Source organism: Pseudomonas sp. MPR-R2A5, assembly GCF_058793055.1.
In genome coordinates, this window is record NZ_JBXAFK010000005.1 from 108,503 (window position 1) to 129,166 (window position 20,664).

19 protein-coding genes and 1 tRNA gene are annotated in these 20,664 nt (G+C 60.3%); 15 read left to right on the forward strand and 5 right to left on the reverse strand.

All coding sequences use genetic code 11. The features are described from left to right. The 15 genes from AC1Q6I_RS05845 to AC1Q6I_RS05915 all read left to right on the forward strand — a co-directional run bounded on the left by AC1Q6I_RS05845 (position 1) and on the right by AC1Q6I_RS05915 (position 16,827). Positions 1–174, forward strand: coding sequence for a hypothetical protein (locus AC1Q6I_RS05845; protein WP_158244419.1), 174 nt, complete (start codon positions 1–3; stop codon positions 172–174). Continuing rightward, complete coding sequence (locus AC1Q6I_RS05850) at positions 171–1,010, forward strand: hypothetical protein (protein ID WP_102623422.1); 840 nt, start codon at positions 171–173, stop codon at positions 1,008–1,010. Before AC1Q6I_RS05845 ends, AC1Q6I_RS05850 begins: the two co-directional genes overlap by 4 nt. 200 nt (positions 1,011–1,210) lie before the next feature. Beyond that, complete coding sequence (locus tag AC1Q6I_RS05855; protein WP_173903802.1) at positions 1,211–2,074, forward strand: phage capsid protein; 864 nt, start codon at positions 1,211–1,213, stop codon at positions 2,072–2,074. A gap of 46 nt (positions 2,075–2,120) precedes the next feature. Continuing rightward, complete coding sequence (locus AC1Q6I_RS05860; RefSeq protein ID WP_102623420.1) at positions 2,121–2,645, forward strand: hypothetical protein; 525 nt, start codon at positions 2,121–2,123, stop codon at positions 2,643–2,645. A 73-nt stretch (positions 2,646–2,718) separates the two neighbouring features. Beyond that, positions 2,719–3,300 (forward strand): phage connector family protein, encoded by a 582-nt coding sequence (locus tag AC1Q6I_RS05865; protein ID WP_207238091.1) that lies wholly within the window; start codon positions 2,719–2,721, stop codon positions 3,298–3,300. After that, positions 3,300–5,450, forward strand: a complete 2,151-nt coding sequence (locus AC1Q6I_RS05870; RefSeq protein WP_102623419.1) for a phage tail protein — start codon at positions 3,300–3,302, stop codon at positions 5,448–5,450. The genes AC1Q6I_RS05865 and AC1Q6I_RS05870 overlap by 1 nt, the downstream gene beginning before the upstream one ends. Positions 5,451–5,458: 8 nt before the next feature. Then, positions 5,459–5,908, forward strand: coding sequence for a GNAT family N-acetyltransferase (locus AC1Q6I_RS05875; protein WP_025859045.1), 450 nt, complete (start codon positions 5,459–5,461; stop codon positions 5,906–5,908). Next, a complete protein-coding gene (locus AC1Q6I_RS05880; RefSeq protein WP_256581200.1) occupies positions 5,908–6,468 on the forward strand; it encodes a hypothetical protein in 561 nt (186 codons plus the stop codon). Before AC1Q6I_RS05875 ends, AC1Q6I_RS05880 begins: the two co-directional genes overlap by 1 nt. Further along, entirely contained in the window at positions 6,468–8,486 is a 2,019-nt protein-coding gene (locus AC1Q6I_RS05885; RefSeq protein WP_102623418.1) for a hypothetical protein, read from the forward strand. Before AC1Q6I_RS05880 ends, AC1Q6I_RS05885 begins: the two co-directional genes overlap by 1 nt. Beyond that, positions 8,483–10,399 carry a coiled-coil domain-containing protein gene (locus tag AC1Q6I_RS05890; RefSeq protein WP_146015738.1) on the forward strand — a complete coding sequence of 639 codons (1,917 nt, stop codon included), beginning with the start codon at positions 8,483–8,485 and terminating at the stop codon, positions 10,397–10,399. Before AC1Q6I_RS05885 ends, AC1Q6I_RS05890 begins: the two co-directional genes overlap by 4 nt. 42 nt (positions 10,400–10,441) lie before the next feature. After that, positions 10,442–10,813 (forward strand): hypothetical protein, encoded by a 372-nt coding sequence (locus tag AC1Q6I_RS05895; protein WP_102623416.1) that lies wholly within the window; start codon positions 10,442–10,444, stop codon positions 10,811–10,813. A 66-nt stretch (positions 10,814–10,879) separates the two neighbouring features. Continuing rightward, positions 10,880–13,420, forward strand: coding sequence for a hypothetical protein (locus tag AC1Q6I_RS05900; RefSeq protein ID WP_102623415.1), 2,541 nt, complete (start codon positions 10,880–10,882; stop codon positions 13,418–13,420). Continuing rightward, positions 13,420–13,752 carry a hypothetical protein gene (locus AC1Q6I_RS05905; protein WP_102623414.1) on the forward strand — a complete coding sequence of 111 codons (333 nt, stop codon included), beginning with the start codon at positions 13,420–13,422 and terminating at the stop codon, positions 13,750–13,752. Before AC1Q6I_RS05900 ends, AC1Q6I_RS05905 begins: the two co-directional genes overlap by 1 nt. After that, positions 13,742–15,352 (forward strand): phage terminase large subunit, encoded by a 1,611-nt coding sequence (terL, locus tag AC1Q6I_RS05910; RefSeq protein ID WP_102623413.1) that lies wholly within the window; start codon positions 13,742–13,744, stop codon positions 15,350–15,352. The genes AC1Q6I_RS05905 and terL overlap by 11 nt, the downstream gene beginning before the upstream one ends. 23 nt (positions 15,353–15,375) lie before the next feature. Beyond that, a complete protein-coding gene (locus tag AC1Q6I_RS05915; RefSeq protein WP_102623412.1) occupies positions 15,376–16,827 on the forward strand; it encodes a hypothetical protein in 1,452 nt (483 codons plus the stop codon). Positions 16,828–16,836: 9 nt separating this feature from the next. On the opposite strand, the gene AC1Q6I_RS05920 is transcribed toward AC1Q6I_RS05915, so the two are convergent. The 5 genes from AC1Q6I_RS05920 to AC1Q6I_RS05940 all read right to left on the reverse strand — a co-directional run bounded on the left by AC1Q6I_RS05920 (position 16,837) and on the right by AC1Q6I_RS05940 (position 20,637). Then, positions 16,837–18,096, reverse strand: a complete 1,260-nt coding sequence (locus AC1Q6I_RS05920) for a tyrosine-type recombinase/integrase (protein WP_102623503.1) — start codon at positions 18,094–18,096, stop codon at positions 16,837–16,839. Positions 18,097–18,276: 180 nt separating this feature from the next. Beyond that, a tRNA-Gly gene (locus tag AC1Q6I_RS05925) sits at positions 18,277–18,350 on the reverse strand. Between the two features lie 209 nt (positions 18,351–18,559). Next, complete coding sequence (locus tag AC1Q6I_RS05930) at positions 18,560–19,444, reverse strand: alpha/beta fold hydrolase (RefSeq protein WP_102623410.1); 885 nt, start codon at positions 19,442–19,444, stop codon at positions 18,560–18,562. A 304-nt stretch (positions 19,445–19,748) separates the two neighbouring features. Then, positions 19,749–20,441, reverse strand: a complete 693-nt coding sequence (locus tag AC1Q6I_RS05935) for a 16S rRNA pseudouridine(516) synthase (protein ID WP_102623409.1) — start codon at positions 20,439–20,441, stop codon at positions 19,749–19,751. Then, positions 20,431–20,637 (reverse strand): cysteine-rich CWC family protein, encoded by a 207-nt coding sequence (locus tag AC1Q6I_RS05940; RefSeq protein WP_024073968.1) that lies wholly within the window; start codon positions 20,635–20,637, stop codon positions 20,431–20,433. Before AC1Q6I_RS05940 ends, AC1Q6I_RS05935 begins: the two co-directional genes overlap by 11 nt. Positions 20,638–20,664: the final 27 nt, after the last annotated feature.

The window sequence follows — 20,664 nt, forward strand, 5'->3', positions numbered from 1 at the left end:
GTGGAAGCCATCGACACACAATACGCGAAAGCCCTGGCTGATTTGCTTCGCCCTATCAACGAAGCGACCGCCGATGCCACCAGCATCGAAGCGACTGAAGCACTGAAAGAGGCGAGCAAGTCAATTGCGCTGCGCCTTAAGGACCTGACAGCAATCCAAGGTGGTGACAAATGAACATGTTTATCCATGGCCGCCTGGGCCATTTTTTCATGGCTGAAAGCACCGAGGGCGAACCGGGCTCGATCGCCACACCCCCAGCAACACCGCCTGCTGATTCGTTACTGGCCACCGGTGCCGCGCCCGACTTCATCCCCGAGAAGTATCGGACCAACAAAGAGGACGGCACCCTTGATCTGGAAGCGTCGAGCCGCAAGGTTGCCGAAGCGTACAAGCACCTTGAAACCCGCCTGGGCTCTGGTGACGCGCCGCCCAAGACCGCCGAGGAATACACCGTCAAGCTGGAAGGCGTCGAGGGTTTCGACTGGGACGAGTTCAAGGCCGACCCTGACACGCAGTCGTTTTTGAAGGGGGCCCACTCCAAGGGCCTGACCAACGACCAGGTGCAATACGTGATCGGCGAGTACATGAAGGCCGCGCCAAACCTGATCGGTGGTGCTGCCCAGCTCACGCAGCAGGATTGCACCGCGGCGCTCAAGGCTGCATGGGGCGATGACCAGGCGATACGCGCCAACGTCACCGCGTCCTATCGTGCCGCCGAGGCTTTCGCCAGCCAGGGCGATGCACCGGGCAACTTCAATGCCCTGATGACCAAGTACGGCAACGACCCGGACTTCATCGCCTTTACCGCCAACATCGGCAAGGAACTCAAGGAAGACAGCGCCATTAACGGTGGTGCCCAGGTGAGTGAGGCAGATTTCGCGGTCAAGACGTCCGAGCTTCGCCAGCAGTTGCAAGACCTGCCCGCGCACGACCCGAAGCGCCCAGGCATTCAGGCGCAACTGGATGAGATGTACAACCGCAAATACAACAAGCCTCAATCCCGCCTGTAACTCCCTCGCTTCAAATAGTCGGGAAACCGACACCCCCCATGCACAAACATCGCAGGCATCCCAGCAATGGGCCGGCCTGCGATGGCACGCAGACACCCGGAAAGCCCCGAGGCGCAGCAAAGCCGATGCACGCCAGGTAATACCGGCCCGCGATGCGGACACCCGGCAGGCAATCCCTTATCTGCATTGGAGTGCATCGAATGTCCTTTCAAATCACAGAAGCCTTTGTCCAGCAGTACGCCGATAACTTCCGGCACCTGGCGCAGCAAATGACCTCCCGCCTTGAAGGCCACGTCACCATCGAGCCGAACATCGTTGGTATGTCCAAGTCCGTCAACCGTTTGGGCCAGCGTACCGCCAAGCGCCGCACCACCCGCCACGGTGATACCCCGATCAACGACCAACCACACAGCACGCGCTTTGTGGATCTGTTCGATTGGGAAGACGGCGACATGATCGACGACCAGGACAAGGTTCGTATGTTGGTTGACCCAACCTCGGACTACGTCAAGGCAATGGTTTCCTCGCTGAACCGTGCCAAGGATGACGTGATCATCAGCAGCTTTGGCGGTTTCTCGCGTTCCACCACCGGCAACATTCTCCTGCCTACCAAGCAGAAAATCGCCGTGGGCGGCACTGGCTTGACCAAGGCCAAGATCATCCAGGCCCGCAAGCTGTTCCGTCAGAACGAAGCCGACAACCACAACGGTGAAGAGCTGTGCATCACCTACAGCGCCCAGGCTGCCGCCGACATTCTCGCCGACCCAACCTTGACCAGCGCTGACTACATGGCCGGCAAGTTCCTCGAAAGCGGCGACGTTGAAGGCAAATGGATGGGCTTCACCTGGATTCCATCTGAGCGCACTCCGCTGTCCGCTGGTGTCCGCCTGCTCTACGCGTGGGCCAAGTCCGGTGTAACTCTGGGCAAGGGCGCCGAGATTCAAACCGAGGTAGGCAAGGATCCGGGCAAAGGCTTCAACGTGCGTATCTACGGAAAAATGTCCATCGGCGCCGTGCGGGTGGAAGAGGAAAAGGTTGTGGAAATCGCTGCGGCTGAGTCCTAAGGCTCTGACGCCTGCCTTCCCCCCATCTGATCAGGAGCAATGAATCATGGCAGTAGTAATCCTCAAGTCCGCGGCCGTCACCAACTCTGACGCGCTTCCACAAACCCTGTCGCCGCAACGTATCGACGGCGGCCGCCTGCGCGAGCGCGTCGGCCTCGTCGAAGCCAGCGCGACCGATTCCATCGGATCCGTGTATCGCCTGATGCGCATCAACTCGGTGGACCGTGTGTCCCGCCTGTTGCTGTCGTGCGATGCGATCACCACCGCCGTGGGGGATATCGGTCTGTACGACGTTACCGCCGTCAACGCTGGCGCTGTAGTGGACGCTGACTTCTTCGCCTCGGCCCAGGCGCTGACCGCTGCATTGGTTAACCAGGACGTTACCCACGAAGCGGATGCCGCTGACGCCGGTACAGGCTTCGGTCTGGCCGACATCGAGAAGCCGTTGTGGCAGGCCCTTGGCCTCGCTGCTGACCCGGGCAAGCAATACGACGTAGCTATCACCCTGACAGCCGCTGCAACCGGCGCCGGTACGGTCAGCCTGAAGCTGCAATACATCGACGGCAACTGATTCACGGGCCGCCAAGGAAGGCAAAAACTTTACCGGGGCCCTGTGCCCCGGTCTTTTTATCTGGAGGTTTTACATGAGCATGGCGACCGGCGTTTCGATCTGCTCCAACGCCCTGTTGATGCTGGGAGCCCAGACCATCAACGACTTCAATGAGCCGGTAGACCGGGCGAAGCTGGCGGCCAACCTGTATCCGACGATCCGCGACGACCTGCTGCGCGCCCATCCGTGGAACTGCACCATCAAACGTGCGCTGCTGGCGCCAGACGCAACGCCGCCAGCATTCGGTTATGACAACCAGTTCGAACTACCAGCGGACTTCCTGCGCGTGCTGGAGGTTGGTCAGAACGGTTGCCAGATCGATTACTTGGTAGAGGGCCGGAGCATCCTCGCCGACGCCACGTCGCTTGAGTTGCGCTATGTGTACCTGAACGAAATAGAAAACACATGGGACGCCAGCCTAGTGGGCCTGCTCACCCTGGCCATGGCTTCCGCGATGGCCTACCCGATCACCCAGTCATCTGCCCTGCAGGCTGCTTTCGAACAAAAACTGGCCATGGCCAAGAAGGTCGCACGCGCCGTTGATGGCCAGGAAGATCCCCCGCAAACCCTCGGCGATGAACGCCTGTACGCCTCCCGCTTTGGAGCGCACGGATAATGGCCCGCCTGACGATCAATCAAACCAACTTCACCGCCGGCGAACTCTCCCCACGCATGCTTGGGCGTGTCGATATCGCCCGGTACCAGAACGGCGCCGAGATTATCCAAAATGCTTGGCCGCTGGTGCACGGTGGCTGCACTCGCCGCGATGGCACCCTGTACGCTGCCACCACCAAGTTCCCCGCCAAACGATCCCGCCTGATCCCTTATGTGTTCAACAAGTCCCAGGCATATATGTGCGAGTTTGGCGATCTGTACGTGCGTATCTTCTACCCGGACGGCACTTACACCGGTGTCGAGCTGGTCAGCCCTTACACAGAGGCAATGCTCAGCACCATCGATTACGTGCAGGGCGCCGACACCATGTTCATTTTCAACACCCAGGTGCCGATCAACCGCTTGCGCCGTATCGCGGATCTACAGTGGAGCCTGGCTCCGGCGCCGTTTGTGACCAAGCCTTTCGACGAAAAGGGCATCAGCTTCACCACCTCGGCAACAATCAGTGATGTAACCGTGGGGACCGGGCGCACGTTCACGTCATCGGTGTCCGCTTTCCTGGCTGCCGACGTCGGGCGCGAAATCTGGTCTGGCGGCGGTATAGCCAAGATCACCGCGGTTGTCAGTGCGACCGTGGCCACCGTGCAGGTGATCACGGTATTCCCAGTCACGCCCATGACGGCCTGGTCGATCAAGGGCTCTCCGCAGACAACCTTGACCCCAAGCGCCGTGGGCACCGTGGGTGGAATCATCAGCCTGACCCTCGGCGCGGCTGGGTGGCGCAGTGATGACGTGGGCAAGTTTGTGAAGGTCAACAGCGGCCTGGTGGAGATTCAGTCCGTATCAAGCACCACGGTTGTTTCCGGTATCGTGCGCGGCGCCATCACGTCAGCGGTGGCATCCCCTGCGAACGCCTGGTCTGTTGAGGGCTCGGTATGGAACGACATTGATGGTTACCCATCCACCGGAACCCTGCACGAACAGCGGTTGGCCGCTGCTGGCTCGCCGAATTACCCCCAAACCATCTGGGAATCGCGTACCGGGGAATACCTGAACTTCGAACTTGGTACCAAGGACGATGACGCCATGTCGTTCACCGTTTCGAGCGACCAGATCAACCCAATCACTCACATGGCCCAGATCAAGGCCCTGATTGCATTGACCTACGGCGGTGAGTTCAGCCTCACTGGCGGCGTTGAGAAGCCAATCACGCCCACCAATATCCAGGTCAAGAACCAATCCGTGTACGGCTGCAACAACGTTAAGCCCGTCCGGATCGGTAATGAGCTGTACTTCGTGCAGCGGGCTGGCCGCAAGCTGCGCGCCATGGCCTACAAGTACGACTCCGACGCCTACGGCGCACCAGATATGTCCGTGCTGTCTGAGCACGCCACAGAGACCGGTATCGTCGATATGGCCTACCAGCAAGAGCCGGAATCAGTTCTGTTCCTGGTGCGCGCTGATGGCGTGATCGCGACCCTCACCGTCGACCGTGACCAGGATGTGGTGGGATGGGCCCGCCAGATCACCGATGGCCAGTTTGAATCGGTCGCCTCGATCCCCACGGCTACCGGCGAACAGATGTGGGCCATCGTCCGCCGTACTGTCAACGGCGTGCAGACCCGCTACGTTGAGCGCTTCACCTCGGGCATTCGGGTTGATTGCGGGATATCCGCCGTCAGCGGCCCAGGCTCAGCAGTGTGGAGCGGCCTGGCCCACCTGGAAGGGAAGACTGTCGACATCGTCGCCGATGGCGTGGTGATGCAGCAGCAGATTGTCACCGGCGGGCAAGTCACCATTCCGCGCAATGCCTTCGCCGTGCAGATCGGCCTGCCATTCAAGACCCAGATCAAGACTCTGACCCCAGAAGTCCAGGGCAACACCGGCAGCGCCCAGGGCAACAGCATGCGCATTGCTGAAATCACCCTGCGCTTCCTCCAGACAACTGGCTGCGAGATCAACGGACAGCCTGTGGCATTCCGCAACCTGGGCTCGCAGGCCCTGGACAAGCCGCCTGTGCTGTTCACCGGCGATCACCGCATGGAGAACCTTGGATGGGATCGCGGCCAGGCTTCCCTGGTCATCGAGCAAAACCAGCCACTGCCGTTCCACCTGCTGTGCGTCATCAAGAAAATGTCCTTTAACGACTGAGGCCCGACATGATCAGAGCCGCGAAGCACTCCGACGTACCCCGGCTGATCGAGCTGGGCACCATGCTGCACGACATCAGCAGCTATTCCGAACTCGCGTTCTCCCCCGAGAAGTCGGCGGCGTTTCTGCATGAACTGATCAACGGGCACAACGGTGTGGTGTTCGTGGCCGAGATCAATGGAGACATTGTCGGCGGTATGGCCGGCGGCATCGTTGATCAATGGTTCAGCGAAGAAACCATCGCCTACGACTACTCGGTATTTATCGAGCCATCACGCCGTAGCGGGTTTACGGCACGCCGGCTGATCTTGGCCTTTGTCGAGTGGGCTCGCATCCGTGGCGCCCGCCATGTGCAGTTGGGTATCGGCACCAAGCTCAACGTCGAAGGCACATCGAATCTGTATCGATCATTGGGGTTCGAAGTGTTCGCGCCCCTCTTTCAAATGGAGATCAAATAATGGCCGCCGGCGCTGCGTTTATGGCTGCATATGGTGGATACATCGCTGCCGCGGCTGCTGTCGCGGGCACGGCGTATTCCGTTTATTCCTCCCAGCAAGCGGGCAAGCAGGCTCAGGAGACCGCCGACGCCCAGGCCAAACAGTCCCAGCTTGACGCTGATGCGGCTGCAAGCGCTGCTACGGTGCAGGCTGACCGAATCCGGCGCCTTGCCCGTAACCAGGCGAGCGAGGCCAATGCCGCGCTGGCAGGCTCCGGCGTGGAGACCGGCGAAGGCTCCGCGATCAACATCAACGAGGAAATCATCGGCAATGCCGAGGAAGACGCGGTGTTGACCATCTTCAACGGGCAAAACCAAAAAGCCCGTGGCTATGCGGACTCCAGCAACATGCGGCTCAGCGGCGCGCAGGCCAGGTCCACCGCAAATGCTCAGTCGGTAAGTTCTGTGATGCAGGGCGGCGCCCAGATCTATTCGGGGTGGAAGGCATCGGCAGCTGGGCGAAATATGCAGGGCCAAGATCAGGGGCTTAATACCAACGCGGCATGGGTGAGGAACTCCTAATGGCACAGATCCCTCTTGGTAGATTCGGCCAGGCAAACGTCCAAACTGAAGTTGCCCAAAACCGCGTCATCGCCGCTGACCCGAACACCCAGAATCGCGCCAATCAGCAGGTCGCCGGAACGCTGCAAAACGTCGGCCTGAACATCATGGATCAGCGCAACAAGGAAGAGCAGGCCTTGGCCAGGGTCAAGGCCAGTAATGCGCTGATCGATCGTGAATCGCAGATCAAGACCATTGCCACGGACCTAGACGAACAGATCCGCGTGGGCAAGCTGTCCTATGACAAGGCGCCAGAAGCCTACAACGCGGCTGTGTCGAAGCTCGAGCCCATAGACACGCCCGGTCTCGACGCTGCCCAGCAAGGCGAAATCGGTAACTCGCTCAAGCGTATCCAGTTGGGCGGCCTGGCCAACATCGAGGCGTCAGTAGCAAAGGGCAGGATCCTTTCAGCCCAGAGCGACCTCTCATCCCGCATGGATATGCTGGGTAAAGACGCTGCAATGCCTGGTGCTGATGTCGAGCTGATCAACAAGCGCATGGACGCCGAGGACGTGGACACCGCCGGCCACCTGGCATTTGGTGAAGCCTGGGCCAGCAAAAAGCAGCAGTTCAAGGACAACAACTGGACCACGCACGCCACACAGCGCGTTATCGAATCGCGGGAAAGCTTGGGCAGCCTGCAAAAGGTCGAACACGACCTGACCGCCGAGGACGGTTTCTACGCACACAAGCTGGACCCGGAGAAGCGCAACCAATTGCTCAACACTGTGAGCGGTCGAATCTTCCAAGTGAAGGAACACCAGCAGCGCCAGGCTGAAATGCGGGAAGTAAAAGCTGAACGCATCCTCACACAAATGGACAGGCAGGCCGCAACCGGCGTGCCCCCAACGCCAGCAGATCAGCAAAGGTGGAAATCCGCGCTGGCCGGCACGTCCGCCGCCGGCGAGTTCAATACCCGCATGCAGGAGATGACGGAGGTGCAGGGCCTGTTGCGTCAACCGCCTGCAGTTGCCCAGCAGTACATCGATCAGCAACGCCAGAAGATGCAGGCGAATGGCGGCAGCGTTGCCCAACAAGCCAACCTGACGCGCTTGCAGACTGCCCTGGACAACAACGCCAAGTTGATGCGCGACAACCCGCTGACCTTCAACGCAATGCGAACCGGCGCCGATGTGGCGCCTTTAGATATTTCGGGCGTAACTACGCCAGAGGGTCAGCAGAAGCTGGGCGAGCAGATCGCCGAGCGATTCGACGTGGTCGACTCCGTGCGTAAGGCCTATGGTCCCGATGTGAGCCGTAACCCATGGAAGCCAGAAGAGCAGGTGATGCTGTCGGCCATGGTCAAACAGGCAGACGACAGCACCAAGCTGCAGGTATTCGGTGCCATTGCCGGATCATCGCCATCGGGCGCCGCCTTTGCTGCTGCTCTCAAGCCGATAGTCGGTGATGACCCAATTGCCACGCTTGCGGGCATGGCGCAGTTCCGTGGACTCAAGGGCGCCGACGGCACCGACGTACCGCGCACGCTGTTGTCCGGCGCCAAGGTGCTGGCCGACAAATCGGTGCCAATGCCCAAAGACAAGTTTTTCCGGGATGCCTTCGACGAGCACGCCGGCGCATCACTCACACCAGGTACACCGCAGCGCGAGCAGGCCTATCTGGCATTTAAATCCCTGTACGCGGGCACTGCAGCGGCGAAGGGCTTGAAGTACGACGAGGGTGACGACCTGGACAAAAAGACCGCCACGGCTGCGTTCGACATGGCAACCGGTGGTGTTGCTGAACGGGCCGGCGCCAAGGTGATCAAGCCTTACGGGATGGGCGACGATGACTTCAACAAGTCCGTAGACACGCAGATCGAGGGCATGGCCAAAGCTAGCAAGATCCCAGTCAGCCAACTGGAGGACATGCCGTTGATGCCAGTGCCAGGCAAGGAAGGTTCCTATTACCTGCTGAACGCCGGCCGGGTGCAGATCGATCCGGACACCCAGAAACCTATCATGGTGATCGTCAAATGAGCTGGCTAGATGGAATGATCGAAGACAGCGAGGCGCGTAGTCAGGATGACCGTCTGGGTCGTACGGCCGATAAGCTGGCGCCTGGTGCATTCACCGGCGCGCTCAGCACCATAGGGCCTAACCTGCTGCGTGGCGCCATTGAGGGCGGGCGTACAATCCAGTCCACCGCCCTGCAGCTGGGTAGCCTGGCCGTTGAGTCGGACCTGGCCATTGGCTCGTCTTATGCGCCCGATGACGGGCAGCTGGCCGATCAGCAACAGTTTCGGGAAACCCAGGCCCGCGACATCGGCGAGGCAACAGCCAAGTCAGTCATGGATCTGCGCCCCGACCCAACAGAGGTTGGTCTCGTCGGCCAGATCCTGGGCGAAGCCGCTGCCGTACTGCCGCGCACCGTTGCCGGTGCCGTTGCTGCTGGTCCGGTCGGCGCCGCTGTCGCCGCTGGTGCGCCCGCTGGATTCTCCAGCAAGCAGGTGGGGGTAGCAGAGGGCCTAGACGAATCCACCGCCACGCAAAAGGGACTGATCGATGCCGCCACGATGGGCGTAGGCGCCGTTCTGCCGGCGGCCAAATTCGTCAAGCCACTGCTCGGTGATGTCTCTATCGCCCTTGGCGCAAACGTAAGTCTGGGCATGGCTGGGCGTGGAGCCACTGCCAAGCTCCTGGAGAGCAACGGATATCACGGTCAGGCTGCCCAATACAAAGTCATGGACGGCACCGCGCTGGCTACTGACGCCATCATGGGGCTGGCGTTCTTCGGTATCGGGCGCACGAACTTTCGCCGCCCGACCACCCGCCAGGTCGATGCTGCTCTGACCGAGCGCACCAATCAGCACGCCGACGTCGATACCGCACCGGGCGCGCCTATTGATCCGCCGTCGGCCATGGCACATCAAGATGCAATCCGCACGGTGATCAACCAGTTGCAGCGCGGAGAGCCGGTTGTGCTGCCCGACAGCATCCACAGCGCCCAGTTCATGCGTGCGGCCGATGACGGTCCGGTCATGGCGCCCAGCAAGGATGCAGCGTTGGCCAGCGCGCGGCAGGATCTGGAGCCGAATTTGCGCATTGAGCTGGAGCAGGAAGCCGCCGGCATCTTGCCGAACGTGAAGGACGTTAAAACCGAGCTGTCTTCTGTAGCCCGCAGCCTTGAAGGTCTGGACGACACGTTCCGCGCTCGAGCGAAAGAGTTTCAGCAGCAAGGGCAGACCCGCAAGCAGGCCGAGCAGTCAGCGCGCAAAGCCATCGACGCCGAGCGCCTGGACCTGACCGACCGGCAGACGTCGCTAAATGAAGCGCTGGGCGGCAACCGCAGTGCCGAGCAAGCCCGTGCGGACCTGAACGCCATGGACCGTGGTGAAGTTCCGCAGCGCTTCAGCGACCGGGTAACCCAGCGCGCTGACGCCATTGTGAAGGGCTTCGACAAGAATCCGCTGTCCGCTGGCGTGGCCGAGGCCAACACAAAGTTGACCATGGCGCAGATCGCCCGCCAGGAAATCACCCGCATCCTTGACGATATAGAGCGAGCCGACCCGACGTTACAGGCTAAGCCGCTGGATATTGGCGCCTCAAAAAATGTCGGAAAACCGGAAACGACGCCGGCAGCGACTGGTAAGCCCGGCGGTGAATCAGGGGGGGCGAAAGTTACCACCCCAGATAAACCGGGGGCTGGCGTGGTAAATGACGCCGGAAAGGGTGGCGGTGAAGCATCTGATCCGGTGTTGCAGGTTGCCGACGAGATCCTGGCCCGCACCGAAGATGTGCGCATTGCCACTGGCGCCCTGGACGAAGACGGCAACCCCATCACCGTTTCCGCCCGTGAGCTGCTGGCCAGTGCTGACGCCGATATCGCCAAGGCCACCCAGGACGCCAAGGGTTTTGCCGCTGCCGCCACTTGCTTCCTGCAACGGGGGTGATGTGGGAATATGCGCAAACATTGGTGCATCGGGAATACACGGATGAAACAGATACTGCTGCTGGCCGCCCTGGCATTGCTGGGCGGTTGCGCCTCTGAGGCGAAGTACAAGGCCAATATGGATACGTGGGTCGGCCAGGATGAAGCCAAGATGATTCGCAAGTGGGGTCCGCCCGAGAGCGTTTACGAATCCGGCGGCAGCAAGTTCCTGCAATACTCGTTCAGCAATGCCCTGGTGCTGCCAGGCACGCCAACCACGGCAAACACCACGTACACCGGCAACGCAGCATTTACCACTGTGAATCACGGAGTACCAGCGCAGGGCATAGAATATGCCTGCGCCACCGTTGTAGAGGTGAAGGATGCCAAGATTGTCGGATGGTCATCGCGCGGTAACGGCTGCGTAGCCGAGTAACAAATAGTCGGGAAACCGTCTATCCCCACCCCATAGGCTTGCTCCCATTCAAACAGGAGCAAGCCCATGCGCCCCGAATGCATTCAAGCCGTCACCCAGGCCATAGGCCGCTCTCTCAACCAGCAGGAAATCCAGGGCATCGAGAACCGCGTGCGCCGCAACATGAAGCAATTGGCGCAGACCGACCCCACCTGGCAATCCAAAACCGCTGCCGATCGGCTCAACGAAGCCGCTGCCAAGTCCGCCAAGGACCTGGTGGAAGAGGCGAACCTCAAGAAAAAGCGCGTGGCCCTGACCATCCTGGCTCACGACCGCATCGCCAGTTACATGCAGCGCTTCCCGGAACGCCCACTTGAAGGGCTCGACCGGATGTTGGCGTTTTCCGCCGACGGCAAGAGCGGGATTCTGTCCATTGAGTCATCCACTCGGGCGATCCGTGACGACTCGTTGAGCCGCATGCTCGACGTGATCGACCAGACCAAGGGCAAGTTCCTGGGTCTATTCCAAGATGAGGCCGGCAACCTGGCCCTGGTGCGTGAGCTGCACGGCGAGGACTCCGGCAGCACCGTGGCCAAGACGGCCGCCAAGCAGTTCAAGGACACCGCCGAGCAGCTGCGCCAGCGCTTCAACCGCGCTGGCGGTGACGTTGGCTTCCTGGATGACTGGTCCATGCCGCGCGACCACTCCCAGGTAAAGGTGGCCAAGGACCAGGCCAAGTGGGTCGCCGATCATGTGCAGTGGGCGAACCGTGGCAAGTACCTCAAGGAAGACGGCTCGCCGATGAACGATGCCGAGCTGACCGACTTCCTACAGCACGCTTGGGTGACGCTGGCCACCGGTGGCGCCAACAAGATTGAACCCGGCCAGGCTGCCGGTAACGGCATGCGTGCCAACCGTGGGAGCGAGTCGCGGCAGATCCACTACAAGGATGCCGAAAGCTTCATCGCAGCCCAGAAGGCCTATGGGGACCGCAACCTGTTGGAATTGCTGATTGGGCACATTGACCGGGCTTCTCGGGATATCGCATTGGTTGAAGCGCTGGGGCCGAACCCCAGCAATCAAATGCGCTACTTCCTCGACGCCGGACAGAAAGCCATGGATACCGCCAAACCCGGCGACCTGGCCAAGACCGCCAAGCAGCGCAAGAAGATCGAGCACCTATTTGAGGAAGTGGCCGGCACCCGTGAACCGCCGGTATCTGCCGCGCTGGCCAATGGTTTCGACACCTACCGCGCACTCAACGTCGCCAGCCGCCTGGGTTCCGCCGTCCTGACTTCGGTCACCGACCAGGGAACGCTGGGCCTTACCGCATCCATGAACGGCATGCCGGTGATGAAGGTGTTTGCCAATGAGTTGCGCATGCTCAACCCGGCCAGTTCTGGTGATCGACGCATGGCGCAACGCGCGGGCCTGGGCCTGAATCAACTGATCGGCAGCCTGAACCGCTTCGGAGCTGATGGCCTGGGTACCAATGAACAGGTGGCCGGCCGCATCGCCAAGTTCTCCCAGACCGCTGCCAGCAAGGTCATGCAGGCATCCGGGCTCAATGCCTTGACCGCCGGCAGTCAGCGGGCGTTCGGCGCCACCATGCTGGACACCATCGGTGATATGTCGCGCCGCCATGATTCCTTGGCGGCAATGGATCCAGCCGACGCCAAGCGCTTGATGGGGCAGGGCGTCACCGAAACTGATTGGTCCGTGTGGCGCATGGCGCAGCCCGAGGACTGGCGCGGCGTGGGAGACACCGTGCTGACTGCGAACAGCATCTACCGCATTCCCAACGCCGATCTGGTGCCGATGGCGCAGCAACTCAAGACAACCCCGCAGCGCCTCAAGGATCAGGCCGCCACCAAGCTGCTGGGGGCCGTGCTGGATGAAACCAACATGGCAATCATTGAGCCAGGCGCCAGGGAGAAGGCGATGATGCACGGCGGCGTCGAGCGCGGCACAGCCAAGGGCGAGCTGTTGCGTTCATTCTGGCAGTTCAAGAGTTTCTCCATCGGCATGATCATGCGCCACGGCGCACGCGGCATGGCCCAGGAAGGATGGGGTAAGGCTGGATATCTCGCTGCCTTGGTCGCGTCCACCACCGTACTGGGTGGCATGGCCATTCAGCTTGGGGAGATTGCCGCCGGCCGCGATCCGAAGGACATCACCGACGATAAGAAGTGGGGCGTTCCCGGCTTGCGCTTTGGGCTGGCGTCATTCCTCAAGGGTGGCGCCATGGGCCTGTACGGTGACTTCCTGTTCTCCGACACGTCGCAGGGCGGGAGCTCGCCGCTTGCAGCCTTGGGCGGACCCATCGCCGGCGATCTGGAAGCCATCTTCGAGTTGAAGGACAACGCCGCAGACGGTGAGGTCAACCAAACCGGGGGCAAGCTGGTGCGTCTGGCCAAGAGCCATTTGCCCGGTGCCAACCTCTGGTACACCAAGGCCGCCACTGACCACCTGATCTTCAACCAGCTGCAGGATTACTTCTCGCCTGGCTACCTGCGCCGGATGAAACAGCGGGCCCGCAAGGAATTCAATCAGTCGTATTGGTGGGAGCCGGGCGATTCAACACCAGATCGCGCGCCGAACCTTGGCGCAGCTGTGGGAGCGAAATAATGCGACCTGATCAGATTGAGCGACTCAAAGCACTTTCCGAAGGCCTGGCGGATGTTGTTCTCGATGAGGCGAATCCCGGTAACTGGCCCGGCACCGGCAAGACCCTGGCCGACCTCACCCGCGAAGAGCGAGGCGACCGGCACTGGTGCAAGAAAAACGCCGCTGCCACCATGACACTGCTGGTCAAGGTTATGAGCATCACCGGCCACGTACAGGGCGGCACGCTGCCAGGCGGCACCACTGAAGACGACCTCGACGCCATGCAGGCCAAGGCCGAACGCGAAGCCACAGCACTACTGGAGCGCGCACAGGCGGGCGTGCATGTCCACTAAGTACATCTCGTTTCTGGCGTTCTTCCTGATTTGGGCAAAGCGCATGAAGTGGGATGTGCCGGACATCCATATCCGGGCTTGCCACTGGCTTGAGCATCGTGGAGACCACGCGGTGCTTCGCTGTTTCCGAGGGTTCGGTAAGTCCACCATCCTGGCGCTATACAACGCCTGGCGGTTCTACCTGGACCCAACCTATCGAATTTTGCATCAAGGCGACACGGACCCCACGGCCTACAAGACCAGCCGCGACAGCAAGGCAATCCTGATGCGTCACCCACTGACCTTGGATGCGCACAGGAAAATGAAGGGCGACACTGCGTTCTGGTGGGTGCCAGGCGCCGTGGACGAACGAAACCCATCCATGCAGGCATCCGGCATCATGTCGAACATCACCAGTTCGCGTGCCGACGAATGCCAGAACGATGATGTTGAAGTTCCCAAGAACATTGCCACGCCTGAGGCGCGGGAGAAGCTGCGGTACCGACTGGGCGAGCAGATCCACATCATGGTGCCCGGTGCGCGCCTGTTGTTCGTTGGCACGCCGCACACCCATGACAGCCTGTACGACGAACAGGAAGCGCTGGGCGCGGACTGCCTGACCATCCGCATGTTTGCTCGTGAGCATCGGATTGAAGACGCCAAGTTGACGGCCTACGATCTGCCGTTCGTGCCGGAATTCGTGTTTTCAGGGATCGGCAAGCACGCCCGCGCCCTGGCCTTGGGCAAGGATTACCAGCTGACCAAAACCGGTATCGCGTTCTTTTCCCCGCCGGGAACGCTGATCGACTGTTACGCTGGTATTGCCTGGGTTGATCGCTTCGACCTGCTGGAACTGGAGAAGCGTCGCAAGAAAACCCGCACCATCAACGAATGGGATTCGCAGTATCAGTTGCACTCGAAGCCCGTTACGGAGGTTCGCTTGGACCCTGAGCGCATCATCCCGTACGCGGTTCAGCCAACCATGCGCTACGCCAACAACGCGGCAGCCATGTACCTCGGCTCTACGCAGATCGTCGGCGCGGTTGCGTATTGGGACTGCTCCCTGGGCAAGATCAAGTCCGACGCCTCTGCCTTCTCTCTGATTCTGACCGATGCGCGGGGTCAGCTCTATTGGCACCTGGCCGTGGGGCTCACCGGGGAGATTGCGGAATTCAACGGCGATAAAATCATTGGGGGCCAGGTGCATCAGATACGTGAACTGGTGGTTAAACACCAGATCCCGCGTGTGGTCATCGAAACCAACGGCCCCGGCGGGTTCGCCCCCGTTCTACTCAAGCAAGCATTGAAGGGCACTGGGTGCGGAGTAGGGGAGGAACACTCCAGCACCAACAAGCAAAAGCGAATCCTTGACGCCTTTGAATCGCCGCTGTCTGCCAAATTCCTGTGGGCGCACGTCGATGTACTGAACACGATCTGGGACCAGATGCGCGACTTCAACCCAGCGGTGAACAATCAGGATGACGACTATATAGACTCGGGCGCTGGCGCTATCGCCCAGACCCCAGTTCGCATTGGCCGGATAGTCGGGAAACCGACAGAGGCCCGTCGTGACAATTGGCGTCCAGATGCGGGCACGCACGAAGTGCAGGTCGACTACTAGCCCGCCACCACCAGGGGCCAATCATGTCAGTTCAACCCGGACCAACGTTCAAACGCTACGCAGCCAATGGCGTGGCCACCGTGTACCCCATCCCCTTCCTGTTGCTGGATGCGGCTGATCTGCAGATCACTCTTAACGGTGTGCCGGTGACAACTGGTTTCACCCTGACCGGGATCGGCAATCCGACCAGCTCTTGCACATTCACCCCAGCGCCCACTGGGGACCTTCTATTTCAGATGGTTGTTCCGTTCCAGCGGTTGGCTGACTACCAGATCAATGGCGACTTTCTCGCCCAGACCGTAAACCGTGACTATGACCGACTGTGGCTGGCCATCAAACAGTTGAGCCGTGATAACACCCGAGGCCTCACGGTGAGTCTCCTGGAGCCAGAAGGCATACCGCCGCTACCAGCAAAGGCTGCCCGCTCCTTGAAGATGCTGGCCTTTGATGCAAATGGCGACCCAATCACATCAACCCTTACCCTTGCTCAGATCGAGCAACAGCCGGCGCTGGCGCTTTCATCAGCACAAGCCGCAGCAGCATCGGCCTTATCTGCAAGCAACTCAAAGGATGCTGCAGCGTTATCGGCTGTCTCGGCCGGAGACTCGGCCATCCTTGCGCAAAAGTGGGCGGAAAACCCAGAGGATGCCCCTGTAATCGCAGGGTTATTTTCTGCTCACCATTGGGCAATAAAGTCCGCATTGGCTGTTCAGTCGATGCAGAAACAAATAATGCCTTTCGCGGCATCGGTCGCAACCAACGTTTTGTTCTTTAGCCTCCTGAAAACTCCCATTTCATTCCGGTCCCCAACGCTTGGGGTGGGAACGGTAAACACCAGGGATATCCCGAACAACCTGTTCCTAAGCGTTCCAGTTGGCGCCACGCTGGGTACTGCCAATGGCGTCCTGGGGCGGCTCATAGGGCTGGCGATTGATGTGGCGGGTACAGTAGAACTGGCCATTGTGAATCAGGCCGGTGGATTAAACCTTGATGAGACGGGGTTGATATCCACTACGGCGCTAAGCGCGGCATCCACCTCGGCAAATGTTATTTACTCGGCAACTGCTCGCAGCAACGTGCCTTATCGAGTCATAGGATTTGCAGAGCTGACACAAGCTGCGGCGGGTACATGGGCGACCGACCCAAGCCGAGTTCAGGGCGCTGGCGGTCTCGCAATGTCGAGTTTAATTGCGTCATGGAACTGGCAGGCGCCGCAAAACGTTATCGGTTCCAGGGTTGCTGGCACGCCATACAGAAACAATTCCGCACGGCCACTCGCAATAACGGTAACCGCCACCTCTGGCAGCGCGTCAACGACAATTGACGCAAACATAAACGGTTCCGGGCTCATGCGCATTGCTACAACAGCTGCTGGTACCGGACCTACTGCCTGCACAGGAACGGTGACAGTTCCGCCCTTTGGCTCGGTCGTCATCACAACGAGCGGTGCGCTTTCGCAGTGGTGGGAGCAGTAAGGCGCAGACCTACCCTTTGTTTGCCATGGCCTTGAATGCCGCGCGCTGCTCGCTGGTCATCCCGTCCCGCAGCGCATCGAGGTAGTCGGCGTACCACTGCACCATCGTCTTGCGCTGGGGTAGGTATGTTGCTTTGTCGTACACGCCCTTGAGTCCCGCCTTTTTATGAGCCAGGTGCATGTCGCGCCAGTTCTCATCCCACCCGAATTCGGATAGCAGCGTCTCGCAGGTGTGCCTGCTGCCGTGGCCTGTCATCCTGCCCTTGTAGCCGATCAGCGCGAAACACTTGTTGATCGATGCGTCTGATATCACCGGCACCTTTTCCCCGCTCGAGGGGAACAGGTAGCGTGACCGTCCGGTGAGCCGCTGTAGATCCCTGATCATTTCCACTGCTTGAGTGGGAAGCGGCACCACGTGATCCCGTCGCATCTTCATCTTCACCGCTGGGACTGTCCAAAGCCCCGCTTCTAGATCGACCTCAGACCATTCAGCCCACCGCGTCATGCCTGGGCGCGAAGCCGTCAGCAGCGTTAGCCATGAGGCCGTGCGCACGATGGTGCCGCTGCTCGACTGTCCAAGTGCGCGCAGGAACTCCGGCAACTCTGCCTCGACCAGGTGGGGATACTGCGTTTCCGGTGGCGCCTTTTCTGCAATGTCTATGAGGTTGCTGGCCGGGTTGTTCTCGGTCATGCCCCTGGCGATGGCCAGGCCGAATATCTGGTTGACCCATACGCGGACCTTCTCGGCAGTGTTGTGGGCGCCACGGCCTTCGATACTGGCCTGCAGGTTGGCGCAGTCTGCCCGCGTGATCTTGCTCAAGGGCTTTTTGCCGAGGGCCGGCAGTATGTCGTTGGTCAGCGCGCCATTGATTCCGGCCAGGGTCTTTTCGGCCCGACCATCCTTGATCTTCTTTTCCAGCCACAGATCGACGGCTGCCTTGAACGTGTTGGTCTCGGCCGCATCCCTGGATGCCTTGATGTTCGCTTTGTGTGCGATCGGGTCAACGCCCTCGGCGTTCAGGCGCTGGGCTTTCTGGGCTTTGTCCCTGGCCTTTTTGGCGGTGACATCGGGGTAAGAGCCCAGGCCGTGCCAGCCCCACTTGCCATCGGGCTTTTTGAATCTCAGCTCCCAGCGCTTACGGCCGGTGCTGCTGACCACGAAATAGAGCCGGTCAATTCCATAGTTCTCGCGGTATTCCTTATCCTCTGGCTCCAGGGAAGCCAGCACCGTATCGGCCAATGGCCGGCGCTTTATATCGGATCGCTTCATTGTGGATTCTTGTATGGTTTGGTTCGAGGTATGAATCACCATACATCTCGCCATACACGGAATCAAGGGTAAGCGGGTTATATAGGGGTTGCTTGGGATTAGGTGGGGTACGTTGATGTCTAGTGTTTTCGGGGGATTGAGGCTTGCGGGGTATTTCGGGGTGCTGCGGGAATTAAGAGGTGGAGCGGGTGAAGGGAATCGAACCCTCGTTATCAGCTTGGGAAGCTGGAGTAATGCCATTATACGACACCCGCTCAGAGCGGCTGACTTTGTACCAGATGTGCGCCTGGATTTGAAGTTTTTCTTCGAAAAATGTGCAAGTTGCAGGCACTTGCCCTGGCGACGAACGGAGCCGATGTAGGAGCGAGCTTGCTCGCGAAGAACTCAAGAGCGCCGCGTTCAACCAGGGAGCGCACGTCATCGTTGGCGATCTTCGCGAGCAAGCTCGCTCCGGCACGGTATTTCAGAGAGCAAAGGCATGCTGCGTCTGGCCTTGGTGATAACGCAATCGGCCGACCTTGCGCTCAGGTTTCAGGAAGCCCACCACCGCCTCCCGAGTGTCCCGGCACGCCGCCTTGTGCTCCATGTCCAGGAAGTGCCCGGTGGCCTGGATGGTGCTGAAGCTGCTCTTGGCCACGTATTGGCCGAACTGTGTGGCATCCTCGGCGCTGGTGTATTCGTCCCATTCGCCGTTCAGGAACAACACCGGTACGTCGATTTGCCGCGCGGCCTTGAGGTAGCACAGGCGATCGCTGTGCAGCACCTGGCTGATGTGAAAGTGCATCTGCCCATATTCGTGCTCGGCCAGGCTGCTGACATGCTTGTAGTTGAAACGCTTGAACAGAGACGGCAGGTGTTTACCGATGGTGCTGTTGACCAGGTGACCCACGCGGTCGCGGTCGAGGTTGCCGAGGTAGTCGACGCCACGCTCGAGGTAGTCGCGCATCGGTGCGTTGATCACTGGCGAGAACGAGCTGATCACGGCCTTTTCCACGTGGCGCGGGCGGGCGGCGAGGGCGACCAGGGTGGCGGCTCCGCCCCAGGAAAACGACAGCACGTGTTCGGCGGCGAAGTGGTCGATGAGTTCCAGGAGGATCTGGCCTTCAACTTCCTTCGTCAGCATCTGCTCATGACGGTTATGGATTTTGGAACGGCCGGCGTAGGGCTGGTCGTACAAAACCACATTGAACTGTGGGTACAGGCTTTTCACGGTTTGGGCGAAGGATGCCGTGGTGGCCATCGAGCCGTTGACCAGGATGATGGTCTTTTCAGCAGCATCCGCGCGATAGAACTCCGTGTAAACCCGATACTGACCCTGTATATCCAACACAGCGATTTCTGGCCTCATGTCGTAAGACTCCTGGCAAGCGGGTAGGGCGCACAGATCACTCTGCACGAGCTTTGTGACAGGTAGGCATACGCCTGGAAGATGAGGGCCCATGTCGATCCGATGACGGCTGGCCGACGGGTGTTGTTATGGCGGGCTGTTTGCCTGGGAGGCCCGTAGGTCAAGCGCGGGCGGGGCAAGGTGTTTCTTGGAGGTTATAGGCGACTCGTCAGTCATAATTTGGCTGACGATTTGATTCAAGCAGTAGACCGGGGATGCCGCAAGTCACACAAATGGGTTTTTGCCATCACCGGCCGAACGGTCGTCAGACCTGTCGGATTTCTTCCTCGGACAGCGTCCGATACTCGCCCGGCGCCAGGGCTGCATCCAGTATCAATGGGCCCATTCGCTCACGGTGCAGGCCGACCACTTTGTTGTTGAAGTGCCCGAACATGCGCTTCACCTGGTGATAGCGGCCTTCGATGATGCTCAATCGTGCCAGGCGTGGCCCCAGCAGCTCCAGCTTGGCCGGTTGAGTCGTCAGGTCTTCAAACGCGAAATACACGCCTGCCGCAAAGGTTGCCGCGTATTCGGGGCCGATGGCCTGCTCCGTCTCTACCCGATAGACCTTGGGCAGTTTGGTCTGCGGTTGCGTCAGGCGCCGCGACCACTGGCCGTCGTTGGTGATCAGCATCAGGCCGGTGGTGTTGAAATCCAGACGACCGGCGACATGAAGCTCGCTTTTGTCCGGTTCATCCAGCAAGTCGAGGACCGTCGGGTGTTGCGGGTCCGAGGTGGCACTGACGCAGCCCTGGGGTTTGTGCAGCATGAAATAGCGCGCCGGTTTGCCTGCCTGCAGCACCTCATCGTCAACACACACGCGGCTGAATTCGCGTACTTCATGGTGAGGGTCACTGACTGCCACGCCATCTACCGTCACCCGCCGCTCGACCAGTAACACGCGCACTTGCTGGCGATTGAAACGCGGCAGGTTGCTGAGGAAACGGTCAACGCGCATGGCGAAGCTGCTCATCCACCTGAGCGCAGCGCGGGCACAGGCAGGCCTGGTTGCGCACGTCATCGGGCAGCGCTTCAAGCACCGCCGGGTCGATGGTGACGCTGTAGCACCAGCAAGGCTGGTCGGCGGTGCGTGGGTCGGCCAGGGTGCAATCGTTGCGGGCACCACAGGCGGGGCAAAGGGTTGGCGTGGTCATGGTCGGTGGGGGCAGGGCCTCGGAAGT